Source organism: Olsenella profusa DSM 13989 (assembly GCF_030811115.1).
GTDB lineage: Bacteria > Actinomycetota > Coriobacteriia > Coriobacteriales > Atopobiaceae > Olsenella_F > Olsenella_F profusa.
This window is the reverse complement of sequence record NZ_JAUSQK010000001.1, coordinates 779,823-802,957: the sequence shown is the minus strand read 5'-3', so window position 1 is coordinate 802,957 and position 23,135 is coordinate 779,823. Positions and strand designations below refer to the sequence as shown.

General features: G+C 64.7%; 18 protein-coding genes and 1 tRNA gene. 7 read left to right on the top strand and 12 right to left on the bottom strand.

The window, feature by feature from the left end:
* Positions 1–301 precede the first annotated feature (301 nt).
* The 8 genes from J2S71_RS03635 to J2S71_RS03600 all read right to left on the bottom strand — a co-directional run bounded on the left by J2S71_RS03635 (position 302) and on the right by J2S71_RS03600 (position 11,040).
* Positions 302–601: a DUF6506 family protein gene (locus J2S71_RS03635; RefSeq protein ID WP_021727466.1), complete on the bottom strand. Its 300-nt coding sequence runs from the start codon at positions 599–601 to the stop codon at positions 302–304.
* A gap of 30 nt (positions 602–631) precedes the next feature.
* Complete coding sequence (lpdA, locus tag J2S71_RS03630; protein ID WP_307388820.1) at positions 632–2,074, bottom strand: dihydrolipoyl dehydrogenase; 1,443 nt, start codon at positions 2,072–2,074, stop codon at positions 632–634.
* 12 nt (positions 2,075–2,086) lie between these two features.
* Positions 2,087–3,427, bottom strand: a complete 1,341-nt coding sequence (locus tag J2S71_RS03625) for a dihydrolipoamide acetyltransferase family protein (protein ID WP_307388818.1) — start codon at positions 3,425–3,427, stop codon at positions 2,087–2,089.
* Between the two features lie 19 nt (positions 3,428–3,446).
* A complete protein-coding gene (locus tag J2S71_RS03620; protein ID WP_307388816.1) occupies positions 3,447–4,466 on the bottom strand; it encodes an ATP-NAD kinase family protein in 1,020 nt (339 codons plus the stop codon).
* 88 nt (positions 4,467–4,554) lie between these two features.
* Positions 4,555–5,526: an alpha-ketoacid dehydrogenase subunit beta gene (locus J2S71_RS03615; RefSeq protein ID WP_307388814.1), complete on the bottom strand. Its 972-nt coding sequence runs from the start codon at positions 5,524–5,526 to the stop codon at positions 4,555–4,557.
* Positions 5,526–6,512 (bottom strand): thiamine pyrophosphate-dependent dehydrogenase E1 component subunit alpha, encoded by a 987-nt coding sequence (locus J2S71_RS03610; RefSeq protein WP_021727411.1) that lies wholly within the window; start codon positions 6,510–6,512, stop codon positions 5,526–5,528. The genes J2S71_RS03615 and J2S71_RS03610 overlap by 1 nt, the downstream gene beginning before the upstream one ends.
* Before the next feature lie 192 nt (positions 6,513–6,704).
* On the bottom strand, positions 6,705–8,708 hold the full coding sequence (locus tag J2S71_RS03605) for an oxidoreductase (RefSeq protein WP_307388811.1): 2,004 nt from the start codon (positions 8,706–8,708) through the stop codon (positions 6,705–6,707).
* A gap of 472 nt (positions 8,709–9,180) precedes the next feature.
* Complete coding sequence (locus J2S71_RS03600; protein WP_307388809.1) at positions 9,181–11,040, bottom strand: carbon starvation CstA family protein; 1,860 nt, start codon at positions 11,038–11,040, stop codon at positions 9,181–9,183.
* A 514-nt stretch (positions 11,041–11,554) separates the two neighbouring features.
* On the opposite strand from J2S71_RS03600, the gene J2S71_RS03595 reads away from it, so the two are divergent.
* Positions 11,555–12,649, top strand: coding sequence for a glycerol dehydrogenase (locus J2S71_RS03595; RefSeq protein WP_307388807.1), 1,095 nt, complete (start codon positions 11,555–11,557; stop codon positions 12,647–12,649).
* A gap of 91 nt (positions 12,650–12,740) precedes the next feature.
* Here J2S71_RS03595 and J2S71_RS03590 read toward each other — a convergent pair whose 3' ends face one another.
* Positions 12,741–13,301 (bottom strand): nucleoside deaminase, encoded by a 561-nt coding sequence (locus J2S71_RS03590; RefSeq protein WP_021727361.1) that lies wholly within the window; start codon positions 13,299–13,301, stop codon positions 12,741–12,743.
* Positions 13,302–13,363: 62 nt separating this feature from the next.
* Here J2S71_RS03590 and J2S71_RS03585 point away from each other — a divergent pair.
* The 6 genes from J2S71_RS03585 (at position 13,364) to J2S71_RS03560 (ending at position 20,505) form a co-directional block, all read left to right on the top strand.
* Positions 13,364–13,453 (top strand) — tRNA-Ser (locus tag J2S71_RS03585).
* 100 nt (positions 13,454–13,553) lie between these two features.
* Positions 13,554–14,105 (top strand): LemA family protein, encoded by a 552-nt coding sequence (locus J2S71_RS03580; RefSeq protein ID WP_021727429.1) that lies wholly within the window; start codon positions 13,554–13,556, stop codon positions 14,103–14,105.
* A 424-nt stretch (positions 14,106–14,529) separates the two neighbouring features.
* Positions 14,530–16,368, top strand: coding sequence for a magnesium transporter MgtE N-terminal domain-containing protein (locus tag J2S71_RS03575; RefSeq protein WP_307388805.1), 1,839 nt, complete (start codon positions 14,530–14,532; stop codon positions 16,366–16,368).
* Position 16,369: 1 nt separating this feature from the next.
* Positions 16,370–17,605 (top strand): Nramp family divalent metal transporter, encoded by a 1,236-nt coding sequence (locus tag J2S71_RS03570; protein ID WP_307388803.1) that lies wholly within the window; start codon positions 16,370–16,372, stop codon positions 17,603–17,605.
* Positions 17,606–17,639: 34 nt separating this feature from the next.
* The gene (locus J2S71_RS03565; RefSeq protein ID WP_307388801.1) at positions 17,640–18,557 is read left to right on the top strand and encodes a helix-turn-helix domain-containing protein; all 918 of its coding nucleotides are present in this window, start codon (positions 17,640–17,642) and stop codon (positions 18,555–18,557) included.
* 295 nt (positions 18,558–18,852) lie between these two features.
* The gene (locus J2S71_RS03560) at positions 18,853–20,505 is read left to right on the top strand and encodes an ABC transporter ATP-binding protein (protein WP_307388799.1); all 1,653 of its coding nucleotides are present in this window, start codon (positions 18,853–18,855) and stop codon (positions 20,503–20,505) included.
* On the opposite strand, the gene J2S71_RS03555 is transcribed toward J2S71_RS03560, so the two are convergent.
* The 3 genes from J2S71_RS03555 to J2S71_RS03545 all read right to left on the bottom strand — a co-directional run bounded on the left by J2S71_RS03555 (position 20,474) and on the right by J2S71_RS03545 (position 23,092).
* Positions 20,474–21,190, bottom strand: coding sequence for a PRC-barrel domain-containing protein (locus J2S71_RS03555; protein ID WP_021727350.1), 717 nt, complete (start codon positions 21,188–21,190; stop codon positions 20,474–20,476). The two genes, J2S71_RS03560 and J2S71_RS03555, sit on opposite strands and share 32 nt — an antisense overlap.
* 20 nt (positions 21,191–21,210) lie before the next feature.
* A complete protein-coding gene (locus tag J2S71_RS03550) occupies positions 21,211–21,660 on the bottom strand; it encodes a YtxH domain-containing protein (RefSeq protein ID WP_307388797.1) in 450 nt (149 codons plus the stop codon).
* A 70-nt stretch (positions 21,661–21,730) separates the two neighbouring features.
* On the bottom strand, positions 21,731–23,092 hold the full coding sequence (locus J2S71_RS03545) for a hypothetical protein (protein WP_307388795.1): 1,362 nt from the start codon (positions 23,090–23,092) through the stop codon (positions 21,731–21,733).
* Positions 23,093–23,135: the final 43 nt, after the last annotated feature.

Sequence of the window (23,135 nt, the reverse complement as noted above, 5' to 3'; positions counted from 1 at the left end):
GAGGGCGGACGCCGACGCCACGACATCCGCCCCACTCACCTTATGTCAAGTAGCGTTAACGTTGACCCCTAGACGATATATGGAGCGGTCGGGACCTCGCTCCATGAAGCGGTAGCCCTCATGGGGCATCGTGGGCTAGGCTCGGTCGTAGGAGTCGTCCGGCCTGCCACGTCCACAGGAGGCCCCGACCATGGTCCGTCGTACCAGCGCGGAGCACGGCGGGGCGGGCAATAGGAGACGGCCCCAACCCGAAGAACCTCGGGCTGGGACCGCCTTGCCTCTTGACAGCTCTATCTACATATCAGAACAGCTCGTCCCCCGACCGGTCATCCAGTCCCGGATGCCCGTCGAAGCGCACGACACCGATCCTGGCCCTGTCGCCAACCGCCTGCTTGACGACGTACGTGCCACGGATGCCAAACCCTCCGCAGAGCTCTATGATGCCGAGCCCCTGGTCCACGAGGTCCTTCGCGACCCGTGCCGCCTCCGCGTAGGTGGGCACGGCAATCGCATCCAGGTCCATCGTGGGCGTCTTCACGGTGCCCCGATGCACGGACGGGTCCGTCTGGGGTGCCAGGAAGATGAATGCGGCCCTCTTCATGCCAGTACCTCCTTCTCGTTGGTATGGCCCTCAGCTCTTGACGTGGATCGCGCGGCCGAAGTAGCTGAGGGACGCCTCCCTCACGGCCTCGGAGATCGTGGGGTGCGCGTGAATCGTGCTCACCAGCTCGTCCACCGTTGCCTCCAGGCGAATCGCCAGGGCCCCCTCGCTGATGAGGTCGGTTGCTCGCGGCCCTATGATGTGCATGCCCAGAATCTGGTCGTATCGTGGCTCCGCGATGATCTTGACCAGGCCCTCGCCACCATTCTCGATCAGCGCCTTGCCGTTGCCTGCCAGGGGGAACCTCGCGGCTCGATAGGCGATGTCCCGCTCCTGGCACTGCTCCTCCGTCAGGCCGACCGACGCCGCCTCCGGCTCCATGTAGACGCAGGTGGGGTTTGTCGATTCGTCGTACCGTGCCTCCAGGCCCATGATGGTCTCGGCGGCGACCTCTCCCATGGCCATCGCCGTGTGGGCCAGCCGCGCATGCCCCCACACGCAGTCCCCGATGGCATACACGCCCCTGACGTTCGTCTGCATGCGGTCGTTGACACGGATGGCGCCCCGTTCGTTGTCGATGCCGCCGGCCGCGAGGTCGAGGGAGGCCGTGTTGGGCGCGCGCCCGACCGCCACGAGGACCTTCTCGGCCTCGAAGGTGACCTCTTGGCCCGCATTCTCGTCCCTGCAGACGACCGTCGCCCCTCCGGCGCGCTCCTCCACCCTCTGGACGGGGCAGGACAGGTGGAGCTTGATGCCCATCCGCCTCATGTGTGCGATGCCGATCTTGGTGAGGTCGCCGTCGAGCATCGGGAGCACGTGGTCAAGCGCCTCGACGACATCGACCCTCGTTCCAAATGCCGCATAGGCGCAGGCCAGCTCCACGCCGATCACCCCGCCGCCAATCACGACCATCGACTCGGGCAGGCGCGTGAGCCCCAGGGCCCCCGTCGAGTCGATGCAGGCGGGCACCTCCCTCAGGCCCGGGATGGGGGGCACCGCGTTGACGGAGCCCGAGGCAACGACGAGGTCATCGGCACCCATCGTCTCCCCTGACCCATCCCGCCTGGTCAGCTCGATCTCCCGTCGTCCGGTGAACCTCGCCTCACCCTCGATCACCTTGACGCCGTGGAGGCGAAGGAGCCCGGCCACACCGGAAGTGAGCTGGTTGACCACGCTGTCCTTGTGGGCCATGAGCTGGGGGACGTTGACCCGCGCACCATCCACGTCGATGCCGACCTCCGTCCCCCAGTCCCGGATCTCACAGAGCAGCTCCGCGCTGTGGAGGAGGCACTTGGTCGGTATGCAGCCGATGTTGAGGCAGGTGCCGCCAATGTGCTCCCGCTCGATCAGGGTGACGGCGGCCCCGAGCTGTGCGGCACGGATTGCCGCAACATACCCTCCCGGCCCGCCCCCTATCACGATGACCGTCCTGCTTCCGGAGGTGGCTGCCCGTGATGCTCCTGTCCTGTCCATGCTCTTGCCCCCTCACGCCAGCAGCAGGTAGGGATTCTCCACGAGCTCCGCGATGCGCCGTAGGAACCCGGCGGCCATGACGCCGTCCACGACCCTGTGGTCGGCAGCCAGGCAGAGGTTCATCATCGGACGGATGACCACGCGGCCGTCGCGCACGACCGGGGTGTCGACGATGGCGCAGACACCCAGGATCGCCAGCTCAGGCTGATTGATGATGGGCGAGAAGCCCGTGACGCCATACCGTCCCAGGTTCGTGATGGAGAACGTCCCACCCATGACGTCATCCATGCCGATGCTGCCGTCCCGGACGGCTGCTATCAGGCCCTCCGTCTCGCGGGAGACCTCCCTCAGCGCCTTGGCCTCCACCCGTTTCACGTTGGGGACGATCAGGCCATCCCCCTTGGCGACGGCAAGCCCGACGTTCGCGTGGGCATGCCGCGTCAGCTGCTCGCTGTCAAAGCTCGCATTGATGTCTGGGAACTCCATCAGGGCCTGGGCCGCGACCTTCATGATGATGTGGTTGTACGTTATCTTGAGCCCCTCTGCCTCGAAGGGCTCCCGCAAGGTGGTGCGCAGGGCCTTGAGCGCCGTGCAGTCGACCGGGTGCGTGTAGGTGACGCGTGGCGAGGTGTGCCAGGACGCCGTCATGTTCCTGGCGATGCTGCGTCGCATGGAGCTGACCCTCATCGGCGGATAGTCATCGCCCTCCGGCTCGGCCGCCACGTTGGCCCGCACGGACCCACCGGCTGCGCCCAGGACGTCGTCCTTCATGATGCGGCGCCCGCCGACGTCCAGCTGGCTCACGTCAACGCCCGTATCCTCCGCGAGCTTCCGCGCGGTTGGACTCACGCGAAGGGGAGCCTGCGCCTCACCCTGGGACTGTGCCGCGAGGAAGGCCTCGACGTCCTCCCTCCTGATGCGCCCGTTGGGCCCCGTTCCCTCCACGAGCGACAGGTCAACGCCATGCTCCTTCGCCAGCTTCCGCGCAACCGGCGCGGCCCTCACGTCCCTGTTGGAGGACCCCCTCGGCACCGCGGTGACCTCGTCCGCAGGTCCCGCGGGCGCGGCCTGGGCGACGGTCCTATCGGTGGCCCCCTCCTCGGGGATGGCCTCACCGGGTGCGCCGAGGTAGGCGAGGGTGGCTGACACCGGGACCGACGCGCCCTCCGCGGCGAGTATCCGCAAGACCACCCCCTCGCACGGCGCCTCCACATCGTTCGTCAGCTTGTCGGTCGCCACCGAGACGATCGCCTGGCCCTTCTCGACCGCATCGCCCTCCTTCACCCTCCACTCCTCGACGGTACCTTCCGTCATGGTCATGCCCAGCTTGGGCATCAGCACCTTCTCAGCCATGACGCACGCCTCCTCTCGACTAGCGGAGCTCGAACAGGTTGTCGTCGACCGCCTGGTCGAGCGTCTTGCGCACCATCACGCGCAGCGGGCCGTTGCGCGTGATGGTGAAGTCCAGCACGTCGCCCTTCGCGATGCGGACCTCCCGCTCCCCGTCCACGGCGAGCATGCCGTCTGCCCCGACCTCGATGCGATAGGGCTCATCGAGGCCGAGCTCCCTGGAGTCCAGGACCTCTATCTCGTTCAGCACGCCCGCCGCGATGGGCGCCCGGTATCGCCGCCCGCCTCCCCTGCGCGCGGCATGGCTGCCGCCGGCGAGCTCCAGCGCAAGGCCCCGGTCGTCCGTCGGAAGGATCACGCAATGACAGCCGGCGGCCGCCGAGAAGCCGATGCTCGCAGGACTGCAGCGGGTGACGATCACCGTCCCTATGTCATCCGCATTCCAGATCGCCCGCGCCCCCACCCAGAGGTCGCTCGATATGACGGCATCGATCAGGGCGATGTCGCGGAACCCGCCATTGACGCGAACCTCGATCCTCTTGTCCCGGATGCAGCAGGGGGACGGGTCCTCCATGCCCGCGATGATGCCGGCAGCCATGCCTGCGACCGTCCCCTCGATCATCTCCTGGTAGGTGTTGTTCGTACCGGTGGACAGCGGAAGGATGGGCGTGTCGCGGACCGACTTCGCGACCGCCCGGCTCGTCCCATCGCCACCCAGAACGACGATGCAGCCCACATGGCGCCGCTCCATCTCGGCGGCCGCCCGGATGGTGTCCTCCTGGGTCGCGAAGATCGGAAGGTCCATGACCTCGTACGAGGCCCTCAGCGTACGGTCTGCCGTCAGCTCGCCCATCGCCACCTCGCCGAAGTGATAGCTGTCCGGCATGAAGAGCACCTCGTCCACCCCGAGGGACTGGGCAGCCAGCACCAGGCGCTTGACGATGTTCACCTTCTCCTGGTTGTCGATGATCGTCGCATAGGACACCAGCCTGCGGATGTCCTTGCCAGAAGCGGGGTTTGCAATGATTCCCAGGCTTGGCATCATCCGACCTCCCTCTCAGGCATCCCCCCATCGGGGAGGGGCCCGTCCGGCGCCCCGTCACAGGCCACCGGGCGAGCCCTCCGGCCCCCTATCCCAGCTGCTCCCGTGCGGCCGCGACGATGTCCTCGGCCTTCGGGAGGAAGGTCTGCTCCAGGATCGGAGCGAAGGGAACGGGGGTGTCGAGCGCGCAGACGCGCCTTACGGGTGAGTTGAGGTCGTCGAAGAGCTCCTCTGAGACGAACGCGGATATCTCACCGGCATAGCTTCCCCGCTTGAACTCCTCGGACGTCACGATGACGTTGCCCGTCTTCTCGACCGATTGGGCGATCAGGTCCTTGTCGAGGGGGTACAGCGTGCGAGGATCCACGACCTCCGCGGAGATGCCCTCCTTGGCCAGCGCCTCGGCCGCATCCAGCGCCACGAACAGCTGGTTGCCGTAGGCGATGATCGTCAGGTCGTCACCCTCCCGCTTGATGTCGCCCTTGCCCAGGGGGATCGGATCTCTTGAGGCCACCTCCCCCGCACGGCCGTATGCCATCTTGTGCTCGAAGAAGATGACGGGGTTGTCGTCATCTATGGACGCGAGCATCAGGCCCAGGCAGTCCTGCGGCGTGGAGGGGAACGCCACCTTCAGGCCCGGGATGTGCGTGACCCATGCCTCCATCGACTTCGAGTGCTGCGCCGCCCCCTGCGCGCCGGCGCCATTGACGGTCCGAACGACCATCGGGAGCTCGATCTTGCCACCAAACATGTAGTGCATGAACGCGGCGTTGTTCACCACCTGGTCCATGGCAACCGTGAGGAAGTCAGAGAACATGATCTCAGCGATGGGGCGCAGCCCCGTCGCCGCCGAGCCCGTCGCCGCGCCGATGATGGCACCCTCGGAGATGGGCGTGTCACGAACCCTCTCGGGCCCAAACTCGTCAAGCATGCCCGCGGATACGCCAAAGCATCCGCCGAACGCGCCGACATCCTCGCCGAGCAAAAGGACGTTCTCGTCCTCTCTCATGCGGATGCACATGCCCTCGCGGAGGGCCTCCATAGCCTTCATGGTCTTCATCAGTGACGCACCTCCTCTACGATATCGGTATAGACGTCCTTGACGACGTCCTCCGGCTGCGGCAACGGGCTCTCCTGCGCGTACGCGACCGCGGCATCGATCTCGTCGTCAATCCGCTTGTCGACCGCATCCATCTCGTCCGCGGTCATGACCTCGTTCTCCTCGAGGAACGTACGGTAGCGCCTGACGGGCTCCTTCTCCATCCAGGCTTCCTGCTCCACCGGATCCTTGTAGACGCTCGGGTCGCCCTCGAAGTGGCCACGCCACCTCCAGGTCTTGCACTCGACGAGCGTTGGCCCCTGCCCCTGCCGGGCGCGATTGACCGCCTCTCGCGCCACCTCATAGACGGCCATGACGTCATTGCCATCGACCGCGATGCCGGGGAACCCGTAGGACACGGCGCGATCCGCGATGTCCTTGATAGCCTGGTGCCTGGACTGGCTCATGGAAATGCCAAACTGGTTGTTCTCGCAGACGAAGACGATGGGAAGCTTCCAGATGGACGCCATGTTGAGGGCCTCGTTGAAGGTTCCCTGGTTCGTGGAGCCATCACCGAAGAAGCAGGCGGTCACCTGGTTGGTCCCCCGGTACGCGATGGAGAGGCCCGCCCCCACGGCGATGTCCTGTCCGGCTCCCACGATGCCATTGGCGCCCAGGATCCCCAGGTCCCTGTCCGCAATGTGCATGGAGCCGCCCTTGCCCTTGCAGTAGCCGGTCGTGCGGCCATACAGCTCGGCCATCATGTATCTAGTGTCGCCGCCCTTGGCGATGATGTGGCCGTGGCCCCTGTGCGTGCTCGTGATGAAGTCCGTCCTCTCCAGGTTCGCGCACACGCCGGTGGCAATCGCCTCCTCTCCGAGATAGGAGTGAAGAAAGCCCGGAATCTGTCCCTCCGCGAACAGGTCCACCGCCCTGCTCTCGAACGTGCGAATCCTCACGAGGGTCTCGTACATGCCCTTCATGTCTTCGTTAGTAGGCACCTTCATAGGGACGCGCCTCCCTTGTCAGCGAAATTGGGCCCTGTCCGTCACGACCGATGCATCGATACCGTCATACGAGTCTCCCATCTTCGATGAAGCCATGGCCCCAAGGGGCGTGGGCCACCACGCCCCTCGCAGGCCCCTGCCACGACGGCGACGTCGGGCGCCTCCCCTCGCCGGCGGCGCCGTCACATCACGTCACGAAACGTTGAGGGCGACCTCGTTGGCCTGCCAGACCGCCGTCATCACATCCGCCGCCACCTGGCTGTCCCCCACGTTGTAGAGGTGCTCGACCCTGCCGTACAGCTCCTTGAACAGCTGGTCGTTGGCCTTGAACCCCGTGCAGGTCACCACGGTGTCGCAGGGGACGGTCGAGGTCCTGAAGTGGTTGTCTACGAGGACGGCCCCTTCCTCGGTGACCTCCAGCAGGGAGGTGTTCGTGATCTCCCTGATGCCCTCGCGCCTCATCATCGTCAGGAGCATGTCCTTGTTCATGAAGGGGACGGGCCTTCCCGCAGAGAGGAGCGCCGGCAGCATCTCGACGACGGTGACCTCCTTGCCCTGCTGCGCAAGCCACAGGGCGGTCTCGCAGCCGACGAGCCCTCCGCCGATCATGGTGACCCTCTGGCCGACCGGCGCGCCCTCGAGGACCGACACGGCATCGACCATACGCTCGGGATGGCTGCAGGGCACGTCCAGCGTGCATATGGTGGAGCCGGTGGCCAGGATGACGACGTCGGCATCCATGTCACCGACCTGATCAGCCGTGAGCCGCGCGCCCATGTGGACGTCGACCTTCCGGACCTCCATCTGGCGCTCGTAGTAGGCGATCAGGCGGCGGTCATCGGCCTTGAAGTCGGGTACCGAGCCGGGCAGAATGTTTCCTCCCAGCCTGTCGGTGGCCTCGTACAGCGACACCTCGAAGCCCCGCAGACTCAGGACGCGGGCGGCCTCCATGCCCGCCACGCCACCACCGACGACGAGCGCCTTCCTGGGCTCCGCAATCCTCTCGATCCGATACAGCCGCTCGCGACCACACGCGGGGTTGACGGCACACGAGAGGTGCTTGCCCTCGAATCCACGCCCCATGCAGCCCACATGGCAGCCAATGCAGGGCCTGATCTGGTCCTCCTTACCCGAGAGCACCTTCTGGGGCCAGGAGGGATCCGCCAGGAGCGCTCGACCCAGCACGATCATGTCGGCCTTCCGCTCCGCGAGCGCGCTCTCCGCGAGCTCGGGGATGTCGTTCTTGCCCGCAACGATGACCGGGGCGGAGACGACCTCCTTGAGCCTCTTCGTATGGTCGAGATACAGGCCATGCCGCTGGTAGACGGGGGGATGGGCAAAGTACCAGGCATCGTAGGAGCCCTCGTCGGCGTCGAAGGCGTCATAACCCGCCTCCTCGAACCAGGGAGCGATGGTGTAGCCCTCGTCGGCGTCGCGCCCGAACTCCTGGTAGTCCTCGCCCTCGAGACCTCCCGAATTGAAACCCTTCACGCAGCTCTTGATCGAGAAGCGCAGGACGACGGGGAAGTCCTTTCCCACCGTGCCCTTGACCTCCTTGACGATGGCGACGGGCAGGGTCGTGCGGCCCCTCAGGTCCCCACCAAACTTGTCCGTGCGGTGGTTGGTGAAGGCGGTCGTGAACTGGTCAAGCAGGTATCCCTCGTGAACCGCATGGATCTCGACGCCATCGAAGCCGGCCCGCTTGGCTATGGCAGCCGCCTCGCCAAACTTGCGTATGACGAACTCGATCTCCTTGATAGTCATGGCGCGACACGTGACCGAGGGGTCCCAGAAGTTGGGCACCGCGGATGCGGAGACGGGTGGCTTCTTCGCGAGCGCGGGGACCAGGACGCGGCCGAAGCCCATGGAGAGCTGCAGGAACATCTTGGAGCCATAGGCATGGACGCGCTCGGTCATCTCGGAGGCCGTGAGCACGAAGCGGGCGGGGTCGATGTCCGTGCAGGGCAGGAAGCCGTCTATCATCGAGTCAACCGTGTTCTCGACCTTCGTCACCGACGAGATCAGCAGGCCCGTGCCGCCCTTCGCCCGCTCGACATAGTAGTCGATCGCCCGCTGGTTGTAGCAACCGTACCTGTCCACCAGCCCGAAGGCACCCATCGGCGCCAGCGCCAGGCGGTTCTTCACCTCGACGTTTCCGATTCTGATGCTTGTGAACATCCTTGTTCGCTCTGCCATGGGAACCCTCTCCTCACCCAAGACCCTCTCGCGGTGTCGCAGGCAACCCCATCGCCACGGCCATCCCCCGTCCTTTGGCACGCCTGTCCCAGAGATCCGGTGATTCACGACCGCGCATCGCATCGGCTATGCTCAACGTTTTCTAGTCTTCAAGGTTCGTAGAGGGCGCTGGCAGCAGTCACCACCTCCAGAGCCGCACACCACTCGACAGGGGTCGATGCGGGGGCAGCAGACATACATCCAGGTTAAGGATATCGAGAGCCACTCCTCGCGGAGAGACAAATCGTTTAAATTGCTGCAAATTGTCGGCCAGCGGCACTCGTCCCAGCCTCGGTGACGGACAGCCCACGCGGGGCATGGGACGCGTCCGTGCAAGCGGCGACCCATGCCCCGCGTGGGCTGTCATGTCCTGCGAGGTGATGGCAGCCTGCCGGTCCACCCCCTCCCGGGGCCCGGCAGAGAGCCGCTCCCCCTATACGGCCGTGGCCTCTGCGTCACCCGTAGTGGTCTTGGCCCTGACCTCGGTCACATGCGCGCGGCCGAGCTCCGTCCATTCGGGCTCCTCGTCAGGCTTGGATCCCGCCTTGGCCCGGAAGAGCTCCTTGAGGCAGTTGTAGGCGACGATGAGCCCCAGAACCATGAGCAGCACCGCAAAGACGAGCTGCAGCCCACTCGTGGCGAGCACGGCCGGCGTGGCGTTGGTGACGACCGCGTTGAGGCAGTTGATGGCGCTCATGGTCAGTGACGTGAACGTACAGCAGAGCAGGAACGCGACGGGCGCGTACAGCATGAACCCCTTGCGCCCCGTGCACCTGCAGAACACGGCGAGCGTGATCATGGTCATGCCGCCAAGCAGCTGGTTCGAGGCGCCAAAGAGCGGCCAGATGTTGAGATAGCCGCCCAGCGACATCCCCACACCGATGACCAGGGTGATGATGGTGGCAAACCATGTGTTGGTCACGAGCCTCTGGCCGGCGCTCTTCTCGATGGCCTTCTCGGCCTGAACGTCGTTGGTCTTGAAGAAGAACTCCTGGAATGACGTGCGGCCTATGCGTGCCACGGCGTCCAGCGAGGTGAGCGCCAACGCCGAGACGTTCATGGTCATGAACACGGTCGCAAAGGTGCCGTTGACGCCAAAGCTCTGCATGCCGCGCGCCACACCGGCGGCAAAGATCTGAAACGGGGTACTGGCAACGCCCGCATTGAGGGCGCCGGTGCCGACGGTGTTCATGTCCCCAAACATGATAGCTGCCACGACGACGGCAAGCGTGCCCACAAAGCTCTCGAGCACCATGGCGCCATACCCCACAGGCAGGGCGTCCCGCTCGTTGGAGAGCTGCTTGGACGAGGTACCCGAGCTCACGAGGCTGTGGAAGCCGGAAAGGGCGCCGCAGGCGACGGAGACGAAGAGCAGCGGGAACAGGTAGTTGCCCTTGGCGGCAAGCGCGCCGAGCTGCTCGGGCGAGGCAATCATGGGAGCGGTCATCGTCGCCTGACCGTCGAGGCCCATGACGACGATGCCCAGCACGGCACAGACGATCATGGCGACCATCATGATCGCCGTGAGCACGTCACGTGGCTGCTTGAGCACCTGAATGGGCATCGCGCATGCGAAGACCAGGTAGATGGCCACGACGGCCGTCCACCCCATCAGGTTGAGGTAGAGGGGGAAGAGCATGCCCAGTACGAACATCACGGCGATGAGGGCGATGGCAAGGGCATACTTGGCCACGCCCCTGAGGTCGAAGGTGCGACAGGCCCAGCCAAAGCCGATGGCCACGAACGTGAACAGGATCGAGATCGTCCCCGCGCATCCCGCCGCATACGACTTGGTGACGTCAACGGCCCCGCTGGCATCGAAGGTCGAGGCGAACGTGCCCGCGACCATGGCCGTGAACGCGGCGACGACGATACAGCAGAACAGGAAGCTGAACAGGAGGAAGAGGCGGCGGCCCGTCCTCCCGATGTACTTCTCGATGAGCTGGCCCAGCGACTTGCCGTTGTTCTTGATCGAGGCGTAGAGGGCGCCAAAGTCGTGCACGGCGCCAAAGAAGACGCCGCCGACGAGCACCCACAGCAGCACGGGCAGCCAGCCGAACATCATGGCCACGATGGTCCCCGTGACGGGACCAGCGCCACAGATCGACGAGAACTGGTGCGCGAACACGGAGAAGCGCGATGCGGGCGCGTAGTCCCTGCCATCCTCCATGCGCACGGCGGGCGTCAGCGCACCCTCGTCGATGCCCCAGGTCCTTGCGAGCCAACGGCCATACGCCCCATAGCCGATGACCAAGACCACCGCCGCGATGACGATGACGGTCAATCCATTCATTGCCACTACCTCTCCGCACGGAAGCGCCCTGCATGCAGGGCACACTCCCTCTGCCACCTGGACGTCGCGCATCCCGGGCAGGTCTATCCCCTGCCGTTAGCGCGGCACACCATACTTGGGGCCTGATACCCGTAAGGCTGTGGTATCACTCACGGGCTTTTCCGGGGCAAAGGGAAACGTCTCCGAAACCGTCCGCACACAGGACGGAAAAGCCCACCATCTACGACCGCAGCCACCTCATGGACGAACGACCCGCTCGGCCGGGCCCTCGCTAAGGCAGCACATGACACAAGCGCACGGCCCAAACATGTGGGGACGTCGCCAGACCCCGAACGCGCCATCCTCTGGGGCATACCGGAGACACGGCGGCCGGACTTCCCTGCCTTCCAGGCCAGCTGGCACAACATCCGGCGAATAGTCGCGCCTTGAGCGGCCGCGCCCTCACGGCACCCACATATACTCTGCAGTGTCTTTCACCGCCATGAGAAGCGGTGACTCCATGAGAGGAGCTGTCATGAAGCTGCTACGAGCGATGCGCGAACCCCTCAAGTACGTCCAAGGAAAGGGAGCCCTTCTCAAGTTCAAGGATGAGATGGGCTACATGGGCAGCCGATGGCTCTTTGTGTGCTCAAAAAGTGGCTACAAGGCGTGCCACGATCAGATCGAGGAGAGCTTTGCGGACTCCGATGACGTTCGCCAGTGGGAGATCTTCGGCGGCGTCTCAAGCAAGGGCGAAATCGCAAGGATGCGGGAGCTGGTCGAGGAGCACGAGATTGACACCGTCGTGGCGGCAGGAGGAGGCTCCGCGATAGACACGGCCAAGGCGACCGCCCACTACACGGACACGCACATCGTCGCCATACCCACCGTCGCAGCCACAGACGCGCCCTGCACGGGCCTTTCGGTCATCTACAACGATGACGGCAGCTTTGACAAATACCTCTTCTATCCCACCAACCCCGATGCCGTTATGGTGGACAGCCAGGTCATTGCCAACGCGCCCGTCAGGTTCCTGATCGCTGGCATGGGAGATGCCCTCGGCACCTACTTCGAGGGGCGCTCCTCCCTCCGCACCGAATCGCCCAGCCTGGAGGGAACCGGCATCACGCGTGCCGGCATGGCCCTGGCGAAGCTTTGCTACGAGACGCTCCGTGACTATGGCTCCCAGGCAATCGTCGCCTGCGAGAACAACGTGGTCACGCCTGCCCTGGATGCCATCGTGGAGGCAAACGTCTACCTTTCTGGTGTCGGTGCCGACAACGTCAACTGTGCGGCTGCGCACTCGTTCTACAACGGCCTTACGGCGCTTGGCGGCCACAGCGCTCCGCATGGGTGCTGTGTCGCCTTTGGTACCCTGGTCCAACTGGTGCTCGAGGGGGCTCCGCAAGACGAGTTCGATGACGTCCAGGACTTCTGCCTGGAGGTTGGCCTTCCCGTCACGCTCGAGCAGCTGGGCATCAGCTCCGATGACCAGGTGCACACCATTGCCAGGAACGCCTGCGTGCCGGGCGAGACCATCCACAACCTCGCTGGCGACGTCACACCCGACGAGCTCTACGCATCCATAGTTGCAGCCGACTCCATGGGCAAGAAGGCGCTGGGCGACTAGGCCCATCGGAAGGACGCCGACGCTGCGGGGGCGACGCGCCCCAGCCATGCGCGCCGCCCCCCTCTCGCTCAACGCCTCTGCTCGATAGGAGCTACGCCGAGGCATGCCGACGGTGTCCCCGTCGACGGTCGCGGAAGAAGTCCTTCAGCAGGTGGGAGCATTCCTCCTCGAGCACACCCGCCCGCACGGGAAAGTTGTGATCGAGGCGCTCGTCCGCGCTCACGTCAAAGAGCGACCCAACCGCACCGCCCTTGGGGTCGCTCGCGCCATACACGCAACCGTCGACTCGCGCGTTCACCATAAGACCCGCACACATGAGACAGGGTTCCAGCGTCACGTAGACCGTACAGCCCGAAAGCCGCCAGTGCCCAAGCTCGCAGGAGGCAAGCTCCATGGCAAGGAACTCGGCATGCGCCGCAGGATCCTCATCGAGCTCGCGGCGGTTATGCGCACTGGAGATGACCCGGGGCGCCGGTGCGTCCTCGCGTTCCATCCGTGACCTCTCTGAATCGATGTAAAGGGAGCTCGCCGGATCGCGTGTGGCGTCATAGACCACCACGGCCCCAACAGGAACTTCCCCCTCCTGTGCCGCCAGCCGGGCCTCGCGCAGTGCAAGGCGCATGAACCTCTCGTCATCACTTGCCCGAATCACACCGTCTCCCTCTCGCATGACAAAAAGATCACATGTTGTAGGATATATCTGCTCCATCACGCGGAGGGGTGGCAGAGTGGTCGATTGCAACGGTCTTGAAAACCGTCGAGCGGTAACCCGTTCCGAGGGTTCGAATCCCTCCCCCTCCGCCATTGGGCCTCCGCCCAGGTGGCATTTCTCCACAAGCGGGTATACTACAGCAAATCGAAGGGCTGCCCGCAGTGGTCAGGCAGACGAATGGAGGAACTGACTATGCCCATCCTTGGCATCATCGTCGTTGTCATCATTGTGCTCGCAGTGTGGTTCGTCTCGCTCTATAACGGCATCGTCACAAAGGACAATCGTTGCGACAACGCCTGGCAGACGATAGACGCACAGCTCCAGCGCCGCAACGACCTCATTCCCAACCTCGTTGAGACGGTCAAGGGATACGCCGCGCACGAGTCCGGCACGCTCGAGGCCGTCACGCAGGCTCGTGCAGCCGTCGCCAACGCCACCACGCCCGAGGCGAAGATGCAGGCCTCCAACGTGCTCACTGACACGCTCAAGTCGCTTTTTGCCGTGGCCGAGGCCTACCCCGAGCTCAAGGCCAACACAAACTTCCAGCAGCTCCAGGCCGACCTCACCGATACCGAGAATCGCATCGTATATGCGCGCCAGAGCTTCAATGACTGCGTGCTCACCTACAACAACGCCATCGAGACGTTCCCTGGCAACATCGTCGCGGGCAGCAGGTTCAAGACGCGTCAGGGCTTCGAGGTTGTCGACACGGCAGCGCGCCAGGCTCCCCAGGTGAAGTTCTAGCCTGCGGCAGCGTCCCTCTGCACCCCTGCTCTTCGAGTCGTTCGCATTCCTCCGCGCTCGTCGTGGGAGTCGTTCGCATATGCGCATGGCTCTCACATTGCATCGCCGCAGCTAGTGCTCTTGTTGTTTGTGATGCATCCTCGGCAAGGACATGATAATTTGCGAACGACTCATGCCGGTCGGGCGGCGCGTGGGGCATATGCCCTCCCGACGTGTACAATCTTCCGTTGGGGCATGGCGCATGCCTGAAAGGCTACGTCACCTCCCCCTGCAGCCAAGGAGAAAGGTCATCGATGAAACCCCGACCTCACAGTCGATGACCCCGCGGTGACGCGCCTTCCTTTGTCGGCCTCACCGCGGGGTACGCCCGGTGAATGCGGCGCGCCATGCCCATGACACGCGCCCGGCCCACAAAGGAGCCTGCATGATCTACCTTTCACAGCTCGTAGGAAACCCGGTGCTCGACGCCAAGGGCGAGCGCATCGGCAGAGTCAATGACCTGGGCATCGCCACGGGCGAGGTCTTCCCCCGCATCACCTCCCTTGCCGTCGAGGGTCCGGGTCGCACGCCGTTCATGATCAGCTGGCGCAAGTACGTCGACTCCTTTGACGAGAGCGAGATTCACCTCAAGGTGGTCTCCACGGACATTCGCTTCAGCTATCTGCAACCCGACGAGGTGCTTGTGGCCCGCGACCTGCTCAACAAGCAGATCGTGGACACGCGCGGCGCGCGCGTGGTGCGCGTGAACGACCTCAAGCTCTCGGACACCAACGCCAACCAGCTGCGTCTCCTTGGTGCCGAGGTGGGCATCCGCGGCCTGCTGCGCTCCCTCTCACCCGCACTGGAGCGTCTCGTGCTTCGCCTCGCCAGGTCCCTCGGCAGGGCCATTCCCGAACGCATCATCGCATGGAACTACATGGACCTCATCGACCGTGACCTCTCCAACGTGAAGCTCTCCGTGTCGCACAAGACACTCGACGAGCTGCATCCCGCTGACATCGCCGACATCATCGAGAAGCTTGACCCGCGCCTGCGTGGCCAGGTGTTTGCCCAGCTCGATGAGGAGCAGGCGGCCGACGCCATCGCCGAGCTCGCCGATGACTCCATGGCGGCGGAGCTCATGGACGACATGAACGAGGACGCCGCCTCGCGCCTGCTCTCCGAGATGGATCCCGATGACGCCGCGGAGCTCGTGAGCGAGCTTGACTACGACAAGGCCGAGAAGCTCCTGCGCCTGATGGGTGTCAAGGAGCGCAAGGCCATCAACCAGCTGCTGGGCTATCGGGAGAACACGGCGGGCCGCATCATGACCTCCGAGGCCGTCTCGCTCCCCGAGCAGGCAACGGTGGCGGATGCCGTTGCCGCCATACGCAGCCTTGACGAGGACTTCGAGGCCGTCAACTACATCTACCTCAAGGACGACGAGGACCACCTCTCCGGCGTGGTGAGCCTGAGGAACCTCATCTCGCATGACGGGGACCTGCAACTCTCGTCCATCGCCCACGATGAGCTGGTGACCGCCGGGCCCGACGACGACCAGGAGGACGTGGCCAAGGACATCGCCAAGTACAACCTGCTGGCCATGCCCGTTGTGGACGATGCCCATCGTCTGCTGGGCATCGTCACCGTGGACGACGCGCTCGACGTCCTGGAGGAGGAACATGAGGAGGACCTGCAGATCGCCGGCGCGGGACATGGCGACAGTGACGGAAGCAAGGGATCCCATGACATCCTCTGGCTCTGCCGCAACGAACTGTGGTTCCTGTTCTGGATGATCGGCTTCTCCCTGCTTGCCGCACTCCTGGGGACGGGCATGCGCGGCGAGGTCATGGCGCTGGGCTTTGCCATGCCCGCTGCCATCGTGGCGGCCCTCGACTCCGCCACCTTCGTCACCAACTTCTTCATCGAGAATGACCCCGATGACGAGGACTCGCCCTCCGTCGCAGGCTTTACGGTCAAGGGCATCGGGTTGGGGCTGCTCTTTGCGGCCTTCATCGCCCTCGTCTCCACGGGCATCTTCGGCACGTTCTTTGCAGGCCCATTCAGTCGGGTGGCACGCGTGGGAGCCTACGGCTTCACGGCGGCGGCCGCGAGCGTCCTGCTCTCGTTTGTGCTTTGCCCCCTCTACCTCATCGTGCTGCGACGCAGGGAGAGTCGTGGCCGCGAGACCTCCGGTCTCGCGCTACAGGCTATCGCCATGGCGATAGCCGTGCTGGCGTTCGTTGGCATCGTGTCCGCCCTCATGAACGGCATGGGCACATAGCATGGCCACGAAGAGGAGGACCGGCGCGCTCGCCATCCTGGCCGCCATGGGACCCGGCCTGCTCACCGCACTCGCGGGCAATGACGCGGGTGGCGTCGCAACCTACTCGACGGCCGGAGCGCAGTTTGGCTTTGGTATGCTCTGGACCGTTCCCGTGATGGGCGTGCTGCTCGTGGTGGTACAGGAGACGGCCGCCCGCATGGGGTGCGCCACGGGCAAGGGCTTCGCCTCGCTCATCCGGGAGCGCTTTGGCGTCCGCATCTCGGCCGTGGCCATGCTTGCGCTCATCGTGTCCAACTTCGCCGTCACGCTCTCGGAGTTTGCCGGCATCGCCAGCGGCATGGCGCTTTTCGGCGTGCCCGTGGTGGTGTCGGTTCCCGTGGCGGCCATTGCCACCTGGCTGCTCTCCATGAGTGGCTCGTACCACCGCATAGAGCGGATCCTGTTGACCATCAGCTGCGTGTTCGTGACGTATGTCATCGCCGGCGTCATATGTGGTCCCGATTGGGGTGACGCACTGCATGACACCCTCGTGCCACAGATATCCACGAACCCCAGTTACATCTCCCTGCTCGTGGCAAATGCCGGCACCACCATCTCGCCCTACATGATCTTCATGGTCGCGAGCAACGTGGTGGAGAAGAACCTGGACGAGACCGACATCCCCGGCCAGCGCGCCGACAACGTCACCGGCGTGATCGCTGCCGAGCTCATCACCTGGTTCATCATCCTCACCACGGGTGCGGTGCTCTACCCCGCGGGCGTGCAGGTGAACGATGCGGCCGATGCCGCCCAGGCGCTCGTGCCCTTGGCTGGTGAGTACAGCTCCGCCCTCTTCGCCGCAGGGCTCGTTGGGGCATCGTTCCTGGCGGCCTGCGTCATGCCCGGCATCACCGCCGGCGCCGTCTGCGAGGCCTTTGGCTGGGAGCGCGGTGCGAGCAGCGGATGGAGGGACGCGCCCGTCTACCACGGCACCATTGCGGCCATCACCGTCGCCAGCGCGGCTGTCGTGCTGATCCCTGGTGCCAGCCTCTTTGGCATCATGATGGTCTCGCAGGTCATCAATGGCGTGTTGCTCCCCGTTCTGCTGCTCTGCATGGTGTTCATCGCCAGCGACCACCACATCATGGGGCGTCACGCCAACGGGCGCATATGGAACGCACTCACCTGGTTTACCATCGTGGCGGTCGTCATCCTCACGGTGCTGATGTTCGCCTTCCAGGCGATGGGATTCTAACCTTGCACCTGAGGCATGACGGGAGGCTTGCACCATGAGCCAACATGAGCTTGGCAGCCTGGTCCGGAGACTCCGCAAGGAGCATGGTCTCACGCAGGAACAGCTTGCGGAGGGGATCTGCTCCCCCGTCTCCATTTCGCGCATAGAGAGTGGCAGGCAGCGGCCCTCCAAGGCACTGCTTGATGCGCTCATGGACCGTTTGGGGCTGGATGGCTACCAGCTCTTCGAGAGCAGCGCGGGAAGCGCGAAACGGCAGGCCTTCGATCGGCTCAGCCAGGCGACATGGAACGCCATCAATCACCTTGATGCGGACAGGGGAAGGGTCCTGCTGAGCGACCTGCGCTCGTCGGCACGGGAGACGGGGTCGCCTGGGGAGCGACAAAGGGTGCTCGAGCTCGAGGCCGCGGCACTCATCAGGTCGCAGGACTCCCCAGAGGACTGCATGAGGGCACTTGAACTGCTGGAGCAGGGGCTCAGGCTCTCCCAGCCAGACATAGACGTGCATGACCTGGAAGTCAGGTTGCTCTCGTCGAGAGAGGCAGAGCTGCTGTCGCTCATGGTCGTGGCCCTGCACGGTGCGGGGCGCCCCATGGACGCCATCCGCCTTGGGGAGAGGACGCTCGCCGCCCTCAGGCGCCAGGGAGGTCTTGAGGGCAGGCAGCTCGTCCTGTGCCTCTCCCTCATGGTCAACCTGGCGAACATCCTTGAGGAGCTCGGACAGGCGAAGGAGGCGCGCACCTATCTTGATCTGGCAAGGGACACAAGCATCAAGGAGGATGAGCTGGGCCTCATGCCGTTCATCCTTGCCGGGATTGCCCGGCTGGAGTTTCGTGCCGGCGACACGACAGAGGCGGCATCGACGCTGAGGACGGTCGCCGCGTACCTCGACCTCTGCGAGATGCATGACTACGCGCATGCCATACGCGCGTGGATGCGACACCAGGGGAGCTGAGACCAGGGTGCCAGACCCCACCACCACATAACATCTTGCGTAGGCTGAAACGTACACGCTTCGTTATGGAGTGTCGTCAGCCCGCCTGCCATGATGTGCTCACCGACACAAGAAGGAGGTGGGCACATGAGCAGTCAGATGAAGGGACACGTGAGGCAGCGCGTGCACGCGGGTTTGGTCGTCATCATCGTCGGGAACTGATGCCACAGGCACCGATGATTGGCAGCAACCTTATGCTGCCAATCATCGGCCCACCCTCGACATGGAGCATCACCTTGGAGGAAAGAGACCTATCATGCTGGGCATCTCATGGATCAAGAGCTACGCACGTACCGCACAGCTCGTCGCCTACCTGCTTGCCGACCTCATCCTCTCCATCCTGTTCATGGGCGTGGCGCTGCTGTTGAGCGCCCTTATCGATACGGTCTCCGCCTCCCTCGCGAGCGGGGACCTCTCGCCCGTTGTGAGCCTCACCCTCTTCTCCATCGCCTATTCTCTGGGTTTGGGCATCATGAGCCTTGCGGCGGGCATGATCAGGGCATCGATCGTCAGGGACGTCATGGTCGGGCTGCGTGGCGCGGGTGCGCGGGGCATGATGGCACGAACCGGCGCAGGTGCCCGTGACAGTGCGGAGCAGCTCACAGTACTCGGGCAGAACATGGAGACGCTCGAGCATGACTGGCTCATGGGCACGCTTGACGTAGTGGACTCCCTGTTCCAGATCGCCATAGGCGTCGCCCTCCTCGTATGGCTCAACCCTCTCATCGCGTGCGTCTCCCTGGTGGGCATGGCCCTGCCAACCGTGCTTCCCCGGCTCTTCGCCGGGCGCCTATCACATGCCCAGGACCTGGTCATCAGGGGCACGAAATCCTACAACGGTTGCGTTCGCGATGCGGCACAGGGCAGGGAGGTGCTGTGGTCGTTTCGCGCGGAGCGCCCCATGACCGACAAGATTGACCGACAGGCGAGATTGCTGCAGGGGCACAAGGCGAGGTTGGCGAGGACCATGGCGTGCGTCAGCGGCATGGCCAGCGCCACCGGCACGATCATGCAGTTTGCCATCATGGGCCTCACGGGCGTCTTCGCCGTATGGGGTCTGGTAAGCATAGGTAGCGTCATTGCCGTGACGCAGCTCTCCGGAAGCGTCATCGCCCCCGCATCCGAGCTGTCGGGCAAACTGGGAAAGATCAGGGCCTGCTCCCCCCTCCTCGAGGACATGGGGGAGCTCGAACAGGTGGCACGTGAACATCCGCAAGCGGTACGCTGCAGCATCACGCAGTCGCTCGCGCTGGACAACGTGAGCTTCTCGTATGGGAGTGGGGAACGGACCGTCATCAGCGGTTGCTCCATGCGCTTTGAGGCAGGAAGGAAGTATGTCATCATCGGTCAGAGTGGCTGCGGCAAAAGCACGATGCTTGGGCTGCTGTCGGGCAGGCTCACCCCATCCTCGGGAACGGTGCTGGTTGACGGCAAGGGTGGCACGGCACCGGATGCCGCCTTCATCCATCAGAACGTGTTTCTCTTTGACGACTCACTGCGCGAGAACATCTGTCTGGGGGCGAGCCTTCCCGATGAGCGGGTGGACAAGGCCGTGCGACTCGCGGGTCTCGAGGGTGTGGTGTCCGCACTCCCAGAGGGACTCGACACCCCCGTACAGGAGAATGGCTCCAGGCTCTCGGGAGGAGAGCGCCAGCGTGTGGCCATCGCTCGGGCCTTGTTGCATGGCAAGCGACTGCTCCTCGTGGACGAAGCGACGTCCGCACTCGATCGGGCGACCGCCGCTCAGATAGAGGATGTGCTGCTCTCGCTCAAGGGGGTGACCGTCATCGCGGTCACGCATCATCTGGACGGCTCACACGCACGACGCTACGACGCCGTACTGTCCCTCCAGAGCGGAAGGCTTCAGGTGTGCGGCCCTAGCGACTTGCCCTCCTGTACTCGTCCATGAACGACCCAAACATGCCCTTCGTCTTCCCCAGCTGCCTGCCCAGCGCCTTTGACCCCTTGTCCACGGCCCGTGAGGCCACATCATCGGCCCTCTTGGCGGTCTGTGCCCCCTGAGCCTTGGCCTTGGCGTAGGCGGTGCCCGCCTTGCCGGCGACCCCTCCCGACGGCCTGTGGTCCCGAGCCTTGTTGGCGACCACCATCATGCCGTCGCCATAGCCCCTGACCTGTGCCGCGGGGATGCGCACGGTGCCCACGAGCGACTCGGCAACGCCTCCGTCACCCACGCAGAACAGGGAGACCTTGCCCGTGGCAGGGTCAAACTCGGCGTCGCTCACATGGCCAAGCGTGCCCCCATCCACGGTGACGGCATCCATGCCCTCCCACATGAGGCAGCGATCCCAGTCGATGCCCAGGCGCCTGCGGGCGGTGTCATCAATGGCCCCCCTCTCGTCGGAGACCTGAAAGCCATCCTCCGCCTTGGAAAGGCTGTCAAGCGCCACGAACACGTCGGGTCGCCTGACCATGCCCATGACATCGGGACGCCGTATCAGGAATCCCACCACCGTGTCACCCTTCGGTGAGAACACCGTCATATGCAAGCGGCCAAGCCTCTTGAGCTTGGCCTTGCCACCCTTGCCCTTGGGGACAAAGGCCTTCTGTCGGATGTAGTCGCTCAGATGCGCCATGTGCGTTGCCGTACCCTCGGCTACTCCTGTCCCTCCTCGGCAGGGTCCGAATCCACGATCTCGACATGGACCGACTCGGCCTTCTGGGTCCCAGCCTCGTCCGCCACGGCGCTCACCTTGTCCGCCACGGTGTTAACGGCATCCTGTACCTGCTCCGTGGTGGTGTTGACGGCGTCAGAGAGCGAGCTGCGCAGCTGATCCATGCGCTCTCGTGCCAGGTCGACCTTCGCGCGCAGCTCATCGGTGGTCGCATCAGCCACGGGGCGGACGCTGTTGATCTTCTCGCTTACGATGCGCGTGCCGCGCTCATAGGAGTCAACGGCACTGTCCCAGGCATCGTTGACGGCATCCGCTGCCATGGCACGGCTCTCCGCACCCGTACGAGGGGCAACGAGAAGGCCGACGGCAACGCCGGCCGCGGCTCCAAAGATGCTACCCAACACAAAACCAAGTGCTCCCTTAGTGCTCATGACATCCTCCTATCGCTCCTGGCAACCAACCAGGACGGCTGACGAACCCGCGCCATGCGGCGTGCCATGCCTAGCGTACTCTATGTGGACCTGGGATGTGCTCGTCATCCTCCCAGGAATGGGAGGGCTCCGGACGCACCGGCCCCGGGCGGGGGTCCTGGATGGGTTCCTCATCCGGCTCGGGGTAGTCGTACTCGTCATCGTAGTCCTCTTCCCCAGGCTCCTCTTCCGGCTCGGGGAACTCATAGTCGTCATCCGCGAGGGGTCCCGGGATGTCCGCCACAGGCGCCGGCTCGACAGGTTGCGGGGGAGCCTCCTCCTCGGGCACATCCGCGTCGTGGGGGCAGGCGTACGCGACGGTCTCGTCGGGGACGACGGACTCGACCTTGGGCTGGGAGCGAAAGAGGCTGCTCAGCTGAGCGGCAAAGTTTTCGCTCTCATCCTGGGAGGAGGCGTCGCTGGCCGCAGGCGACTGCGACTCCGGCTCCTCTCCGGCAGACGGTGCGGGTTCGGGCTCCCTCTCAGGCTCTGGCTCCTGCTCGATGCGGGCGGGTTCCGGCGCCTCGGTGGGCTCGGGCCCAGGCACGGACTCCATCGAGTCCTCCGCCTCTGGGACAGGGGTGGCGGCGGTGGGGGCGCCATCCTCGGCGGCCGCCTGACGCCGAGCCTTCTGGGCTCGGTCGTACGCCTCGAGGTCAACCGCCCATGAGGGCCGCTGTGCCCGGCGGGCGGCCTCCTCGGCCTCCTTGCGGGCGCGCTCCTCCTCTTCGCGGCGCTGGCGCTCCTCTTCGGCGAGCCTCTCCGCCTCGGCCCGCACCTCCGCACGCCGGGCGGCTATCTCCGCCTCGCGCGCCTCGATCTGCGCCTGGCGCTCGCGGTACCTCTCCTCGTACGCAGCATTGAGCTCGGCCTGCAGCTGCTCCTCGACCTGCTGCTGGTACGTCATGGCATGAACCTCGCCGATGTGCTGCACCATGTTGGTGAGTCCCGCCACGATGGCCTCGACGTCGGGCTCGGGCTCGCCACCGCCACCATAGGCCCAGTTGGCAATCCACACGACACTGGACAGCGCGCCCATCACCAGCACGTCGTCGGGGCAGGAGACCTCGATGTCGTAGCTGCGCCCGTCGTCCTCCACGGGGAAGGTGCGGCCCGAGGTGACCTCGCCGGACTCGCTTGACTGCGAGAGCAGCTCGACCACCATATGCTCGAGCAGGTGGGGTATCTCGGTGTCACCCATCACGTCCTTGAAGGTATCGTTCGCGTCCCCCAGGCACACATGCTCGACGATGTGCGGCATGAGATAGTAGATGCGCGTGGTGGCAACAAGGTCCTCGCTGGTCATGAGGGGTGCGTCGTCACTCAGGCGAACGCGCGCCCTGAGGTTGGTGAGCCCAACCTCGACCCTCTTGATTTCGATGAGCTGCGCCATGGGGCAAACCTTCCCTTGCAACGTATACATGCCCTGCATTGTA

What these genes read in the sequence shown, in the direction of transcription:
- J2S71_RS03595 (WP_307388807.1), top strand. Translation starts at nt 11,555, where the DNA reads ATGAAGCTGCTACGAGCGATGCGCGAACCCCTCAAGTACGTCCAAGGA.
- J2S71_RS03615 (WP_307388814.1), bottom strand. Translation starts at nt 5,526, where the DNA reads ATGAAGACCATGAAGGCTATGGAGGCCCTCCGCGAGGGCATGTGCATC.
- J2S71_RS03555 (WP_021727350.1), bottom strand. Translation starts at nt 21,190, where the DNA reads ATGGCGCATCTGAGCGACTACATCCGACAGAAGGCCTTTGTCCCCAAG.
- J2S71_RS03625 (WP_307388818.1), bottom strand. Translation starts at nt 3,427, where the DNA reads ATGGCTGAGAAGGTGCTGATGCCCAAGCTGGGCATGACCATGACGGAA.
- J2S71_RS03570 (WP_307388803.1), top strand. Translation starts at nt 16,370, where the DNA reads ATGGCCACGAAGAGGAGGACCGGCGCGCTCGCCATCCTGGCCGCCATG.
- J2S71_RS03605 (WP_307388811.1), bottom strand. Translation starts at nt 8,708, where the DNA reads ATGGCAGAGCGAACAAGGATGTTCACAAGCATCAGAATCGGAAACGTC.
- J2S71_RS03580 (WP_021727429.1), top strand. Translation starts at nt 13,554, where the DNA reads ATGCCCATCCTTGGCATCATCGTCGTTGTCATCATTGTGCTCGCAGTG.
- J2S71_RS03565 (WP_307388801.1), top strand. Translation starts at nt 17,640, where the DNA reads ATGAGCCAACATGAGCTTGGCAGCCTGGTCCGGAGACTCCGCAAGGAG.
- J2S71_RS03550 (WP_307388797.1), bottom strand. Translation starts at nt 21,660, where the DNA reads ATGAGCACTAAGGGAGCACTTGGTTTTGTGTTGGGTAGCATCTTTGGA.
- J2S71_RS03600 (WP_307388809.1), bottom strand. Translation starts at nt 11,040, where the DNA reads ATGAATGGATTGACCGTCATCGTCATCGCGGCGGTGGTCTTGGTCATC.
- lpdA (WP_307388820.1), bottom strand. Translation starts at nt 2,074, where the DNA reads ATGGACAGGACAGGAGCATCACGGGCAGCCACCTCCGGAAGCAGGACG.
- J2S71_RS03545 (WP_307388795.1), bottom strand. Translation starts at nt 23,092, where the DNA reads ATGGCGCAGCTCATCGAAATCAAGAGGGTCGAGGTTGGGCTCACCAAC.
- J2S71_RS03635 (WP_021727466.1), bottom strand. Translation starts at nt 601, where the DNA reads ATGAAGAGGGCCGCATTCATCTTCCTGGCACCCCAGACGGACCCGTCC.
- J2S71_RS03575 (WP_307388805.1), top strand. Translation starts at nt 14,530, where the DNA reads ATGATCTACCTTTCACAGCTCGTAGGAAACCCGGTGCTCGACGCCAAG.
- J2S71_RS03610 (WP_021727411.1), bottom strand. Translation starts at nt 6,512, where the DNA reads ATGAAGGTGCCTACTAACGAAGACATGAAGGGCATGTACGAGACCCTC.
- J2S71_RS03560 (WP_307388799.1), top strand. Translation starts at nt 18,853, where the DNA reads ATGCTGGGCATCTCATGGATCAAGAGCTACGCACGTACCGCACAGCTC.
- J2S71_RS03620 (WP_307388816.1), bottom strand. Translation starts at nt 4,466, where the DNA reads ATGCCAAGCCTGGGAATCATTGCAAACCCCGCTTCTGGCAAGGACATC.